12 protein-coding genes are annotated in these 15,205 nt (G+C 38.2%); 9 read left to right on the top strand and 3 right to left on the bottom strand.

What is annotated here, in order from left to right:
* Window positions 1–74 precede the first annotated feature (74 nt).
* Entirely contained in the window at window positions 75–1,445 is a 1,371-nt protein-coding gene (locus H3T75_RS08225; protein WP_198211469.1) for an amino acid permease, read from the top strand.
* Window positions 1,446–1,644: 199 nt separating this feature from the next.
* Here the strand turns inward: H3T75_RS08225 and H3T75_RS08220 are convergent, their stop codons facing one another.
* The gene (locus H3T75_RS08220) at window positions 1,645–2,061 is read right to left on the bottom strand and encodes a DUF2628 domain-containing protein (RefSeq protein WP_198211468.1); all 417 of its coding nucleotides are present in this window, start codon (window positions 2,059–2,061) and stop codon (window positions 1,645–1,647) included.
* A gap of 432 nt (window positions 2,062–2,493) precedes the next feature.
* A complete protein-coding gene (htpG, locus tag H3T75_RS08215; protein ID WP_025330326.1) occupies window positions 2,494–4,392 on the bottom strand; it encodes a molecular chaperone HtpG in 1,899 nt (632 codons plus the stop codon).
* Between the two features lie 215 nt (window positions 4,393–4,607).
* Between htpG and H3T75_RS08210 the strand changes: the two genes are divergently transcribed.
* From H3T75_RS08210 to H3T75_RS08185, 6 genes are all read left to right on the top strand, one after another.
* Window positions 4,608–5,708 (top strand): conjugal transfer protein, encoded by a 1,101-nt coding sequence (locus H3T75_RS08210; RefSeq protein WP_174829948.1) that lies wholly within the window; start codon window positions 4,608–4,610, stop codon window positions 5,706–5,708.
* The gene (locus H3T75_RS08205) at window positions 5,708–6,187 is read left to right on the top strand and encodes a low molecular weight protein-tyrosine-phosphatase (RefSeq protein ID WP_174829947.1); all 480 of its coding nucleotides are present in this window, start codon (window positions 5,708–5,710) and stop codon (window positions 6,185–6,187) included. Before H3T75_RS08210 ends, H3T75_RS08205 begins: the two co-directional genes overlap by 1 nt.
* Window positions 6,188–6,357: 170 nt before the next feature.
* On the top strand, window positions 6,358–7,086 hold the full coding sequence (locus H3T75_RS08200; protein WP_174829946.1) for a YebC/PmpR family DNA-binding transcriptional regulator: 729 nt from the start codon (window positions 6,358–6,360) through the stop codon (window positions 7,084–7,086).
* A 63-nt stretch (window positions 7,087–7,149) separates the two neighbouring features.
* Window positions 7,150–7,359 carry a hypothetical protein gene (locus H3T75_RS08195; protein ID WP_025330322.1) on the top strand — a complete coding sequence of 70 codons (210 nt, stop codon included), beginning with the start codon at window positions 7,150–7,152 and terminating at the stop codon, window positions 7,357–7,359.
* Complete coding sequence (locus H3T75_RS08190) at window positions 7,356–7,739, top strand: VanZ family protein (RefSeq protein ID WP_174829945.1); 384 nt, start codon at window positions 7,356–7,358, stop codon at window positions 7,737–7,739. The genes H3T75_RS08195 and H3T75_RS08190 overlap by 4 nt, the downstream gene beginning before the upstream one ends.
* A gap of 1 nt (window position 7,740) precedes the next feature.
* Window positions 7,741–9,057, top strand: coding sequence for an aminopeptidase P N-terminal domain-containing protein (locus H3T75_RS08185; protein WP_198211467.1), 1,317 nt, complete (start codon window positions 7,741–7,743; stop codon window positions 9,055–9,057).
* Window positions 9,058–9,131: 74 nt separating this feature from the next.
* Here H3T75_RS08185 and hslO read toward each other — a convergent pair whose 3' ends face one another.
* Window positions 9,132–10,046: an Hsp33 family molecular chaperone HslO gene (hslO, locus tag H3T75_RS08180; protein WP_198211494.1), complete on the bottom strand. Its 915-nt coding sequence runs from the start codon at window positions 10,044–10,046 to the stop codon at window positions 9,132–9,134.
* Between the two features lie 1,233 nt (window positions 10,047–11,279).
* Between hslO and H3T75_RS08170 the strand changes: the two genes are divergently transcribed.
* Complete coding sequence (locus H3T75_RS08170; RefSeq protein ID WP_198211466.1) at window positions 11,280–13,511, top strand: calcium-binding protein; 2,232 nt, start codon at window positions 11,280–11,282, stop codon at window positions 13,509–13,511.
* Window positions 13,512–14,335: 824 nt separating this feature from the next.
* Window positions 14,336–15,175, top strand: coding sequence for a hypothetical protein (locus tag H3T75_RS08165; protein ID WP_198211465.1), 840 nt, complete (start codon window positions 14,336–14,338; stop codon window positions 15,173–15,175).
* Window positions 15,176–15,205: the final 30 nt, after the last annotated feature.

The raw sequence follows: 15,205 nt of genomic DNA, 5'->3' as shown, positions 1-15,205 counted from the left end.
TCTTTAATCCACACAGGTACAGGCCGGGCATGAATATTCTGCTCGGCTTATGCTTCTCATCTTAAGGAAAAACGATGGGTAATTTCGAGCGTATTCAGTCTCGGGAAACAGGATTACACAAAAAGCTATCCGCCGGTCAGATGAGCATGATTGCCATTGGCGGAGCAATAGGAACCGGCTTATTTCTAGGCAGCAAATTTGCCATTGGCTTTGCCGGCCCTGCTGTTATCATCAGTTATGCACTGGGCGGCATGATTGCACTGGCTTTAATGGGATGTCTGGCAGAAATGACTGTGCAGCACCCTACTTCGGGTTCTTTTGGTGCTTATGCAGAATTTTATCTGCATCCTCTGGCTGGTTTTCTGGTGCGTTACAGTTACTGGGCCTGTATTGTTCTGGCTGTGGGTACGGAAGTCACTGCCATTGCTGAATACATGAAATTCTGGTTTCCACAGGTTGATTCATGGATATGGATTGCAGTGTTTTCATGCTGCCTGATCGGCGTTAATGCCTATAGTGTCAAAGCTTTCGGTTCAGTTGAATACTGGTTTTCCACCATTAAAATTTTTGCCATTATCGTATTTATTGTACTGGCCGTCAGTGTATTACTAACGCAAAGCAGTATCAGCAGAATTGAACAAAACATGTTCAGCGGCGGTTTTGCTCCGCATGGATTTTCCGGTATCTGGACCGGTGTGATTATTTCCATATTCAGCTATCTCGGTATTGAAATGATCGCTATAGCCGCAGGTGAAGCCACCAATCCTGAACAGGCAGTTAAAACCGCGTTTAAAGGAACTTTTGCAAGGCTATTGATATTTTATCTGCTTGCACTCAGTCTGATTGTCATGCTGGTACCGTGGCAGGAATTAATTAAAGAAGGAAGCACCAGCCCGTTTGTCAGCGTAATGAAAAATGTAGGTATACCATTTGCCGACAGTATTCTGAACTTTATTGTCATTGTTGCTGCACTTTCAGCCATGAACAGTATGCTCTATATTGCCACTCGTATGATGTTCAGCCTGTCTCGTGCTAACGAAGCACCACAAATATTCGGTAAAGTAAAAAGTAATGGCGTACCACTGAATGCACTGGCTTTATCCTCTGCCGGTATCGCTGTCGCCGCACTGGTTTATATTTTAAATCCGGAAACGGCTTTTCCGGTTATGATAGCTTTGTCTATGTTTGGTGCATTATTCAGCTGGGGGGCAGTATTTCTGACACATCTGTGTTTTCGCATCCGGATGCAGCGGCAACAGCAAAAACTAAAATTCCGTGTACCCGGTTTTCCATTTGTCACTATAGCCGGTTTATTGGCAATCATCAGCATCATGATCACCACATGGTTTACCCCGATATTTCATGCTACCTTATTATTTGGTTTACCTTTTCTGGCATTTTTAATTCTGGCATATATTATTCAGATATATCATAAAAAAGTATAAATAAATAAATATGTACAAAGTGTATATATCATAACAGCATCAATGCCAACTGGCATTGATGCTGTTTTTGAATTAATAGAAAACAATATGGGATTAATAAATTAAATATCTATTTTTCATCAATAATAAATAAAATAATATTTATTGAATTTTAGTAAACTCAATATATAATTTTTATATAAATTAAATATTTATTATATTAAATCTGCATTCCTTCAAAAGGATTAAAAGATTTGGATTTTTTAGTTCTATGTACATAATAAATAGGATTAGTCATAACAGCCCAAAAGATTGCATAACAACAACCTGCTGCTGCTTTAGAAAGAAGCAGTATTAGTAATAAATCTAGTACTGTTAAAAATAACAATATAGTTAGCGCTTTACGCCACATACCTAAATAAAAATAATAGAAAGGACCAAAAAAGAATGCTTTCCAGTTCATCGCCATCGTCATTTGTGACTTAAATGGTAAACTTTTAAAATTTTTTACATATTTATCTGTTTGTTTGAAAAACTTTGGTATACCATTTTCTTCATAAAATTTGAATCTGAACAGCCATGCATCACTAAGCCCCATATCGGAAAAATCACATTTTTTTTCAGTACTCTCGTCCATAAATAACCTATAGATATATTAATTACTAATTTAAAAATTTTAATTAAATACAAAAAAACTTCATTAAGTTTAACATAAATAATTTTATTTAAATAATATTACAGAATTTACCTTAATATTGTTTGACTATCGTTAAATTTTAGAGATTAATTTGAATATAATCACAGTTCATTTACTGATAATTTTCATCTAATAATTTAATTATTTATAATTATCAATATTTTGTGATATATCAGTGATTAACTATAGATTATCATCTATCACAATCAGAAAATTTAATATTCTCTCAACTGTAATACTACTATTTAATTACGGAAATACTATTCTTATTTAATAAATTACATTTTTATCTGTTCAGCAAAAAATTACCGACAGGTAAAACAAAAGAGCTGCTTGTGATAAAGCAGCTCTTTTGGTCTGATAAAAACAATATTACTGATTTAGTGTCAGCAATAAATGATTCATGCGTTTTACAAATGCCGCCGGATTTTCCAGTTTACCGCCTTCAGCCAGCAAAGCCTGATCATATACCAGCTCAGCCAGTTCATTGCGCTGTACTTCGTCCTGCTCAGAAGCAATTTTCTTAATCAAAGGATGATCCGGATTGATTTCCAGTGTTGGTTTGGTCTGCGGAATTTGACCGGCTGCGCCGGAAGCTTCCAGCATTCTTGCCAGATGCTGGCTCATATCATGCTCACCAACAACCAGACATGCCGGACTTTCTGTCAAACGGGCAGTAGCACGAACAGCGTCAACTTTATCACCCAGAGCAGTTTTAATCTGCTCTACCAGTTCCTTATTGTCTTCTTCTGTTTTAGCCTGAGCTGCTTTTTCTTCCTCATCAGCCAGATTACCTAAGTCCAGTGAACCCTTGGCTACACTTACCAAACCCTTGCCGTCAAATTCAGATAAGCTGTTTACCACCCATTCATCCACACGGTCAGTCAGCAGCAGTACCTCAACACCTTTTTTCAGGAAAATTTCCAGATGCGGGCTATTTTTGGCAGCAGCATAACTATCGGCAGTAATATAGTAAATTTTCTCCTGCCCCTCTTTCATCCGACCAATATAATCAGCCAGAGTAACATTTTGCTCACTACTATCATTATGCGTAGAGGCAAACCGGCATAAACCAGCTATTTTGTCTTTATTAGTGAAATCTTCAGCAATACCTTCTTTCAGTGTATTACCGAACACCTGCCAGAATTCAGCATATTTTTCCGGCTGATTTTTCTTCAGATCTTCTAAAAGAGACAATACTTTTTTAACACTGCCAGAGCGAATTGCATCCAGATCACGGCTTTCCTGCAAAATTTCACGGGATACATTCAAAGGCAAATCGCTGCTGTCGATCACTCCGCGAATAAAACGCAGATAAGAAGGCATCAGCTTTTTCGCATCATCCATAATGAATACACGTTTTACATATAACTGTACACCATGCTTAGGTTCACGCTCATATAAATCAAATGGTGCATGTTTCGGAATGTACAGCAATCCGGTGTATTCATGCCGTCCTTCCACACGGAAATGTGTCCACGCTAAAGCATCATCATAATCGTGTGATACATGACGATAGAAAGTCTGGTACTGCTCATCGGTAATTTCATTTTTCGGCCGTTGCCATAAAGCCTGAGCCTGATTAACCACTTCCAGCTCATCTGAAACTTTTACATTACCTTCTTCATCATATTCAGGCGCTTTCTTCATATAAATCGGCACAGAAATATGATCACTATAAGTCGTTACAATCCGGCGCAAAGTCCAGTCAGACAACAAATCTTTTTCATCATCTTTAAGATGCAGAATTACATCTGTACCACGGGCAGACTTACTAATCGGTTCAACAGTAAATTCGCCGTCACCAGCACTCACCCAGCGTACAGCTTGATTTTCAGCAGCACCTGCCCTGCGGCTTTCAACAGTTACCTTATCAGCCACGATAAATGCAGAATAAAAACCTACACCAAACTGCCCGATAAGATTGGCATCTTTTTTATCGTCGCCAGTCAGTTTTTCCAGAAATGCTTTGGTACCGGATTTAGCAATGGTGCCCAGATGTTCAATAATATCGGCTTCAGTCATACCGATACCATTATCTGATACTGTAATGGTTTTAGCTTCTGCATCAGCAGTAACTTTAATCCTGAATTCTGTATCATCTCCCAGCAAAGAAGCATCATTCAGAGACTCAAAGCGCAATTTATCGCACGCATCGGCAGCATTGGAAATCAGTTCCCGCAAAAAGATTTCTTTATTGCTGTATAAAGAATGAATCATCAACTGTAACAACTGTTTTACTTCAGTCTGAAAACTGTGTGTCTGTTTCATAATTTTCTCAAAAGCCCAAATATATGATTGTTGTTAATTTAAAATATGGGCAGCACATTTCAGTTTCAAGCCGGATAGTCATATGTTTGCTTGTTGTACAGCTTTTGCCGCAAGCACAAAATATCAGACAAATATCAGTATATACATTTCAGACAAAACTAATTTGTTACAATAGAATATTTACTAAGCCTACTAAATAAAACCGATCAAACATCATGAACACCCATCATTGTTTGCCTGATACCCGCGCATTTCCTACCGATCAGGTTAAAAACGAACTGCTGCTGCATGCAGCCAGTCTGGTAACACCTGCATCAAAAGCACAAACTACCCTTGCCCGTGAGAGCCTGCAAACTGAAATCAGCCGTATGCTGGCACAAAATCACTATACCAACCTTTCTGTAGCACTGGCTATGGCGGCCAATAGTGATATTTACAATGCACTGTGGAACAGTATGGAAACTGTATTACAAGCACGTAATCAGACAGAAGTACAATGGCTGGCCTTGCCCGTGATAATAGTAGGTGGTGCTAAAGAAAATATCTCTCTGCCAGACAGCATGCCCGCAGATGCCATTGCTGAAATCTTCAAAAACCGTCCATGGTCTGATGAATGGAATAAAATTCAATGGGCATCTCATCTTGTGAGTGATACTACCCTGACCCATATCAAAGCCAGTCAATGGTATGCTGCTAAACAAAATCAACAAATGGCCGCAGATTTTCTCGGTCAGTTACCTAAAACACCACTGATAGTTGAAAGCGGACAATCAGTACAGGTTTTTTATGCCCTTGGTTTTTCCGGACCAGACATTCAGTCTGCCCTTAACTACAATCTGGCAGATACTGCCCTGCCGCTCATGCAAGTCTGGCAAACTCATCTGGCTACAGCCGGTGCTACGCTGTTTATCAACCCGCTTGCGCCACAATCACCATTAAACGCCTTACGCTCTGGCAGTGCCATGCGTCTGCGAATGGCCTGTGATGTCTTTACGACTAATGCTATCCGGGCGATTCGCCTGCAAAGTCCGCGGGTTGGAGTAGTTATTGCTGCTCAGGAAGGTGGGAATATATTATTTGGTTTCAACGCAACCGACAGTGTATTTGAACTTCAGCCACAAATTTTCCGCTGGCCGCTAACACAGGCAGACAACATTGACAGCATAATACAAAATTTCATTGATCTGCTGGCTGAGTGCAATGTTGAAAATATTCGCCTGTTACATGAACCAATCAGTGTACAGGCCCAATTGCCTAATTATGCCCAATCTATCAATATGGTCGGGCATAACCCACTTTTTCCACGGAGTCACTGATGGCTGCAACTAAAGTATTATTTGTCTGTCTGGGTAATATCTGCCGTTCTCCCATGGCAGAATACATTCTGCGCGACCTGGTAACAAAAAAAGGTCTGAGTGAACAGATTGAAATTGCCAGTGCCGGTACTTCCGGCTGGCACAATGGTGAAGACATGCACTCAGGAACCAAAGAAATTCTGCACGCAAAACAAATCAGTACTAATGATTTTCAAAGTAGTGAAGTAAAGCCGGAGGATATTGCCATTTACGATCATATTATTGCTATGGATGATAAAAACCTGCGAGACTTATCCCGTATTTTTGGGTGTAGCCGTCCGGATAAAGTCTACAAAATTACCGATTTATTACCAGACAGCGAATATGACTACGTACCAGACCCTTATTTCAGCGGTAATTTTACAGAAACCTGCACCATTATCCATGCCGGCTGCGAGGCATGGCTCAAATACTGGCAAACCTCAGCAGGCAAACAGTAATCCAGATTACCCGCCGTTTATACTATCCGGATAGAATCTACTCAATAAAAGAGCAATATGGTAAAATTAATACCATATTTCAATTATTTGATGGTATTAAAACTTGCCAAAGCGCTCAGCTTTGGCATTGTTTTGGTACGTAAAATCAACACAGCAATAAGGAATTTAAAATGGCAGGACATAGCAAGTGGGCCAATATTCAGCATCGTAAAGGTCGTCAGGATGCCAAACGCGGCAAAATCTTCACCCGCCTGATTAAAGAAATTACCATTGCAGCCCGTCTGGGCGGTGGCGATCCGAATGCCAATCCACGCCTGCGTCTGGCAATGGATAAAGCTACTGATGCCAACATGCCCAAAGATAATATTCAGCGGGCAATAGATAAAGGTACAGGTAATCTTGAAGGTGTTGAATATGTAGAACTGCGTTACGAAGGTTATGGCATTGGCGGAGCGGCAGTTATGGTAGACTGCCTGACCGACAATAAAACCCGTACCGTAGCCGATGTACGCCATGCCTTCACCAAACATGGCGGCAATCTTGGTACAGACGGCTCAGTAGCCTTTCAGTTCGTTCATCAGGGCTATTTACTCTTCAGCCCGGAAGTGGATGAAGATACTCTGATGGAGGCTGCTCTCGAAGCAGGTGCTGAAGACGTTATCGTACAGGAAGATGGTTCTAAAGAAGTCATCACCGAACCCTATCAGTACAGCAGTATTAAAGAAGCACTGGAAGCAGCGGGTTTGCACGCGGCCGATGGCGAAGTAACCATGCGTGCAGTTAATGAAACCGTTCTGCAAGGAGCAGAAGCTGAAAAAATGCAGCGTTTATTAGACGCACTTGAAGATCTTGATGATGTTCAGAACGTTTATACTACAGCCGTACTGGAAACTGAATAAACATAAAACGGACTGTTACTCAGTCCGTTTTTATCATTAACAGCATATTATTACCATTGATTCATGCAAGCTATAACCGAACTTTTTCAAACAGCTTCTGCCGGTGAATGCGCTGAAATTTTAGATTTCTGGCTCAACGAATGCAGCCTTGATGAAGCACCAGATGTACATACAGTAAAATTATGGCAACAATTGTTTCAACAGCGCGGCAGTAAATTTAACCGTCTGGCTACCCTGTGTCAGCAATGGCTAATTGAAACAGACTCATTATGAAATCATCATGGATGAATAAATGGCTGTTCCTTGCCGCCATCTGGTTTCTGGCCAGCCTGTATTTTTTATTCTTCAAAGCAAGTGGTAATCCGGTACCTATTCCGCAATTTGATAAAATCTGTCACTTTGGCCTATTTTTCGGCCAATTCTGGCTCCTGTCCAAAGCCTGCTTCAGTGCCGGCATCACGATTCTGCTACGCCTGTTAATTATAACTGCCATTATCTGGGCTGCTTCCAGCGAAATTATTCAGGCACTGTTCACTAAACGTGAGGGCGATATAATGGATACAATAGCCGATCTCACCGGTGCCGCACTGGCACTTTGGCTGGCTCGTCAAATACAAACAGCTCGCCGCAACATCAGCAGGGAGAAATATTAAAATGGAAATTACTGTTTATCAGCAACGCCGTCAGACTGTACTGAATAAAATCGGCGAAGATGGCATTGCCATTATATTTGCCGCTCCGGAACAACGCCGCAGTAATGACACAGAATACCCTTTCAGACAAGATAGCTACTTTCATTACCTGACCGGTTTTCCTGAGCCCGGAGCAGCATTGATACTGAATGGACGTGAACACACTTCCACTCTTCTGTGCCGCAATAAAGACCCTGAACACGAAATCTGGAACGGTTTCCGTTATGGTTATACAGCTGCACGAGAGCAATTTGCTTTCGACTCAGCCGATGATATCAACCAGTGGCCGGTTTTGCTTAAACGTGCACTGGCTGGTCACCGACGACTCTTCGCATTGTGTGGACTATATCCTGAAAATGACCCTAAGCTCATTGAATTATGGTATGAAGTTGCCCGTATAGCCAATTATCGCAGTGCCAATGGCAGTACGATTGCACCTGACAGTCTGGTAAATCTGACCAGCATCCTCGATCCGATGCGTCTTATCAAAGATGAACATGAACAGTCGATCATGCGCATTGCCGCAGAAATCAGTGCACAAGCTCATATTCGAGCCATGCAGACTACTCGTACCGGCCAGTATGAATATCAGGTAGAGGCAGAAATTCTGCATGAATTCATGCAACGCGGAGCACGCTATCCATCGTACAACAGCATAGTTGCCGGGGGCAAAAATGCCTGTTGTCTGCATTATGTCAGCAATAACTGTCAGTTGCAGCAAAATGATTTACTCATGATTGATGCAGGTGCCGAATACCAGATGTATGCTGGTGATATTAGCCGCACCTTTCCCGTTAGCGGGCGTTTCAGCAGTGCACAAAAAGATATCTACGATATAGTACTGGCTGTTAACCAGGCGAGCATTACCTCTACTGTAAAACAGGCAAATTGGCAGAATATCAGTGCTACAGCCATCAGCATGCTAACCCAGGGGCTAATTGATCTGGGCATACTCCGTGGCAGCCTAGAGCAGAATATTGAAACTCAGACTTATCGGCGTTTTTATATGCATGGGCTCGGACACTGGCTCGGACTGGATGTTCATGATGTTGGTGGCCGTTTTGACAGCAATGAACAGCCTATTTTGCTTCAGGCGGGAATGGTAACGACCATAGAGCCCGGTTTATATATCAGCGCAGCAGATGATATACCTCAGGCATTTCATAATATTGGCATCCGCATTGAAGACAACGTTCTGATTACAGAAACCGGTAATGAAGTACTCACTGCTTCTGTACCTAAAACTACCGCAGAAATTGAAACATTGATGCAGCATTAAATCAGAATTTAATCAGTATTAGCCATTAAAATAGCCGGATAACATTTATCCGGCTATTTTTTATAAATGCACTTTTAATGATTAAGCTGACGCGCAGCCAGTTCCTCCTGCGCAGTAGCCACAATATCAGTACCAAACAAAGAATTCACATCTGCCTCATCAAATACATAGCGTGCATGACAAAAATCACAGTTCACCTCAATACTGCCCTGCTCAGCTACAGCCTCACCTACTTCCTGCCCGCCAAGCAATAGCAGCATATCACCAACCTTAGCGCGCGAGCAGGTACAGGAAAATTCAACATTCTGAGGTGTAAACACCCTTAGCTCATGCTCATGAAACAGCCTGTATAACAATGTCTGCACATCCAGCCGCAACAACTCATCTGCCGTAAGCGTCTCAGATAAAGCTGATAACTCTGTCCAGCTATCTTCATCTATATCCTGTTCGGGTAATTTTTGCAGTAATAGACCGCTGGCATGTTCATCATCCGCAGCAAGCATAATATACGTAGCCAGCTGTTCGGAACGCGCCATATAATTCATCAGCATCTGAGCAATACTGCTACCATTAAGCTCCACCATACCCTGCCAGGATTCACCCTGAGAGGGCTGCAAAGTCAGTACAAACATTCCTCCTTCACCAAGCAAATCTACCAGTGTCATATTGTCATCAATGACAGCAGATTCATCCCAGCGTGCTGTTGCTCGGCAGGTTGCTGCCGATGTAGCTTCCGCCACCAGCATTTTCAAAACGCCCTTACCCTGCACTTGCACAATCAGATTACCGTCAAATTTCAGATTACTAGCCAATAATACCGCAGCCACAGTCAGCTCACCCAGAGCCTGATGAATTGCCTTAGGATAGATTTTATTTTCTGCCACATGCCGCCATACCTGCTGCAAATTCACTTGCAGACCACGTACAGGACAGTCATCAAACATAAACCTCGTTAACTGATCTGCTTGCATCATCTTATTTTCTGTCATCATTCCAATCCCGGCAAAATAATCAGACAATATGACCTCATCCGACCAAAAATCAAGTAAAAGAAATTTGCGTTTGCATTAATATATATTTGACCTGACAAATCAGTTTATACCAAAAATATAAAATTAAACTTAGATATATATATAAATTAAATTTTAATTATCATTTAATAATTTCAACCCAAAAATTAACTATAACAATTTAGTAAATTATTTATAAATATACATACTTAACTTAAAAACAATATTAAAAGCAAAATTGCATAAAATATGAATACTATTATTGCAACTAAGTAACTATAAATTTGCAGAAGTGGCAATGATTGTCATATATAGAAATAATAATAATTGTATCCTGATTGAAGGTAAGAGTCTTAATTCTCTCTGGGAACAACCGAAAGTAACATCTACTTTTTTTATATCAGGATCCGGGCTGGATGAAATAGTAGAAAATACCATTCTTCCTGATGATATAAAAACCATCTTTGTCTCCGGCTGCGCCAGCAATGAACTTTGTTTAGCTTAAATTCTAATGAATTAATCATTAATCACATAGATACCTCAGACTAAATAAACGTTAGTTCATAAGGCTCAATTACCTAACATTTTAATATCACAACTTCCGATACAAACAAATAGGTGCAGCTCAGCTCAGATAACTAATTAATGCTTTATCTGGATATTATAATACCAATGAAATAAATATAACTGATATTTGAATAAATAAGTATATTTGTTCTTCCTCTACCTGTTTTAATCCAGAAATAATCAACTAAATGCTGTAGTTTAATTCGTATGCAAACTTAGCTGCCATATAAGATTAATTAATAGATTTAGCTCTGCTTGTTTTTGTATAAACACCTGCCATTCAATAGCTGGCGGGTGTTTTTTATTTGGAAATGGTTTCTTTTTTCAATAACCTGTATTAAAAAGTTAATATAAATCAAATTTAAAGACAATATTTGATTTATATTAACTTTTTAACTCTTTGATACAGTATAATTTTCTTTCGAGAGATGAAAATTAAATTGTCACAATATCCTAGAATATAAAATTATAATTAATTCTATATTCTATTACTAATAAAAATATTTTTTAATTTATAAAGGAGAAGCATATAGATAATCAAATTCATTATGAGCAGTAAATATATGGCGATCATATTAATATTATACAAAATATGATCAGAATAATTTTATTTTATATTGAAATGATTACATTTAGGAGATAATAATGCCCCAATCTCAAAATACATCAACCGTTAATACTGTTGTTAGCACTTCAAAAAATGAATTTCTGAAAGGTACAGATAATAAAAAAGATCGTTATATTTTTCAGAAAGGTCACGGACAAGATATTATTGAAGATATTGGCTTTGCAAGCCGCCCGGATAATACTCTGGAATACTATGAAGAATCTGATGAGCAAAAACAATTAGAAAATTTTGAAAATGAAATTAACGAATTAATTTTCAAAGATTCAAATTCGGTTAATACTGCATTTATCAGGTCCGGAAATGATCTGATTATTAAAGCTTATGGCGAAAAAGATTCAGTCACTTTACGTAATTTTTTCATTGATCCTACTAATCCGGAAGACAACAATAGATATAGAAACTATAAATTTATATTTCAGGATAAAACAATTACGCTGAATGACATTAGTCATATGCCTTTTGAAACTCCATATAATCCGTTATTTAATGATTATACAGGCTGGCTGGGAACTGACATTATTAAAGGTAGTTCAAAAGCAGATACTTTGTTTGGTTACGACGGTGATGACATCCTTTATGGCTATGATGGTGATGACGAATTGAACGGAGGAATGGGTAATGACACTATTTATGGAGGAGATGGTAATGATATTCTCTATGGAGGAAATTACTATCCTGATGCTAACAGGGATGGCGACGATTATCTTGACGGTGGTAACGGAGACGATGAAATTTATGGAGGTGGTGGACACGATACCCTGATTGGAGGAGCCGGTAACGATTATCTGGCTGGCGGTGACTGGGAAAGTGATTCTTACATTTTTCATAAAGGTCATGGGCAAGATATTATAGAAGATATGGGCTACGATCAGTTGCCATTCTTATCTCAGAGCAATCAGCTCAAATTTACAGAGGCCAAAAGCACTGATGCAGTATTCAAACGTGACGGAGAAGATTTATTAGTTTATGCATACAAAAATGATGACTGTGTCAGACTAAAAGATTATTTTAAAGATGCTTTCCATCGGGCATTTATCTTTTGTTTTGAGGATCAGACATTGGATATTAGTGGTGTTGCACAGAAACTGTCAGAGCAAAGTGGTGAAAGCATGGCAGATATACTTGATAATTTCATTACTCAGGGTGTACAGACTGCTTCAAAACTCGGTGATATTTTATCAGGCGAAAATTCGGAAACCGGTGAATTGTATAATCAGCTAATCGGCAGCAGTGGTAATGATAGATTATCTGGAGAAAATGAATATAACTTCCTAGATGGCGGCGATGGTGATGACACTCTGATTGCAACCGGTGATTATAATATTTTGATCGGTGGCCGTGGTAACGATTATATGATTGGTTCTGAAGAGTGTAAGGATATCTATATTTTTGAAGAAGGTCATGGTCAGGATACCATCGAAGATGCAGGTGAAAATAGTACTCTCAAAGATGGAGCCTTAACCAATGAACTGATATTTAAAGGTGCACAAAAAAATAATATCCAATTCTACCGTGAATCCAATGATTTAATTATTCATGCATATAACAGTAATGATTCAATTAGATTAAAAAAATTCTTTTATGCTGAATATTATCAGGATTACAGATTGATATTTGAAGATGGTACTATATCAAGTATTGATATTCCTAAAAACCTGCCAATTAATGGCACCAGTGATAATGATTACATTGTGGGTAGCGAAACAAATGATATTATTTACGGGGGTGCAGGTGATGATACTCTTTCCGGATATGAAGGTGATGATATTCTTTATGGAGGTACCGGAGATGATGATATTTCAGGAGATGAAGGTAACGACATTTTAATCGGTGGCAGTGGAAATGATCTTCTTGATGGAGGAAGCGGAAGCGATCGTTATATATTTGAAGCTGGCCATGGACAGGATACGGTTACAGAATGGGACGTAAATCCTAAAGACATCAACTCACTCGAATTTACAGAATATAATAGTAATGAATTATGGTTCAGAGAGGATGGATCTGATTTGATTATCAGTCATATCGGAACAAACGATCAGGTAACAGTTACTTCATGGTTTGAAGATACTGATTATCAACACTATAATGTTATTACTGCTGATGGTAAAAAGATAAATTCAAATCAGATACAACAACTGGTTGAAGCCATGGCTGCATTTACAAATGATTGCGATTTTAACTCTCCAGATATTGCCAGTCAGATGCAGCAATTTATACAAAAAGCAAATGTTGCTGCCTATTGGGGTTAGTCAACCGATTTAATTAGCTTTAATTATTACCTGCCAGCTTTAAACTGACAGGTAATTTTTATTGACTTTCAAACTTAGATTTTTATTTTATTTATATATTTAGCAATTTTTCATTTAATCAGTTAACCAATGATCGAAAATAAACAATTAATATATCCAAATATAAAACAATTATGAAATTGGTTTTTACTATAAAATATATATTGAGTATTTAAATATACAATTTTTTATATAAAGTAATTTTATTGTAGTATCTATTAAGAATATTCAGTTGATAAAAAGCTAATTCAAATTGGGTTTTAGGCTTATCAGGTTAATATGTATGCTGCTGATAATCCGCTGCCGATATAGACATTTAAAAGAAATTTAACATACCAACAACCTCACCCAGTTCGCTATCAGGGCTGATAATGTGATTTTATAGGTAAATTAAGTTTTAATTAGCTTATTTTATATTGATAATAATTTTACATCATATTTTATATAGACTATAACCATATTTATTTAAAGCTGCGGCAGAAAACAAAACTGATATTCTTAATATAGTTGAATAGCTACAAATGAAATTAAACTACTTAAAAAAACATATCGGCAAAATATAAAAATAATAACTATATTATGCAAACAGGCTTAATCTAAATATCATAAAAATTTAAATATTACAAAAACATATATTAAATATACGTTAAAATGCGTTAGTATATGTATATATTTATATTTCTTTTAAATTAATTTTATGATAATTTTAACTCCGTCTCTATACAAAAGTTCAGCTTATGAGAAACTCATACAAATTGCACCTCAGGCTGGTCTGTTTAAACTGCATGCTGCTGATAGCCGGCTGTTCCGATAATAATCACTCTGAAAAAAAAGTGGTACAGCAACAACCCGCCCCTGTTCGCCATCAGGATAGATTTGGTCGTTATGACTCTATCGGTAATCTTAGCGGAAAACCGGTTAGCATTCCCAGTGGTGTGGTTTCTACTTGGGTTCGCTATATCGGCGATCCGGGTGATTTTGATAGCAGCATAAAAGCACAACTGTATAATCGTCCGCCAGTTACCTATCAGCTGCCTATTGAAAGCTTTGGCTTTCAATATCGGCTTACTGACGGAGCAGTTAAATCCAGCTTAGAACAAACAGATGCAGATTATATTCATGATAATAATATACTGATTCCTAAAATGAAACCTTTTCCATGGGGACATGTTATTGTTTACAATATTGTTGATCTCAATAAACCTCGAAATTACAATTTAGCACTTGAAGATAGTTTACAAGCAACTAAAAAAGTCTACCATTTTAATTATATTGAACAATCTGAACCGGTATATGGCTTAATTTATTTGAAAGCCAATAATGGAATTGATCCCAGTACCAATAAACCCTGGCAAGAAGATACTTCAGGACCGGATATTTTTATTTCGAAAAATAAGAATGGTGAAATTAAGACTTATATTAAATGTGATTTTATAGGTAAGGTTCAGTATTGTTATCACCTATTTTATATAGATAATAATATGCATGTCACAATTTATATAAGCTATAACCGTGTTTATTTAAAACTCTGGCAACAAACAGAAAAAAACATAACAGCTATTCTGAATAGCTGGATTGTCACAAATGACGGCAAATTAATTAAAAAACAGGCAGGAAAAATATAGAAACACAAATTGATTTTTCGTAAGTCAACA

It is taken from the genome of Snodgrassella sp. W8135 (assembly GCF_016101225.1).
GTDB classification, from domain to species: Bacteria; Pseudomonadota; Gammaproteobacteria; order Burkholderiales; family Neisseriaceae; genus Snodgrassella; species Snodgrassella alvi.
This window is presented reverse-complemented; position numbering and strand designations above follow the sequence as displayed.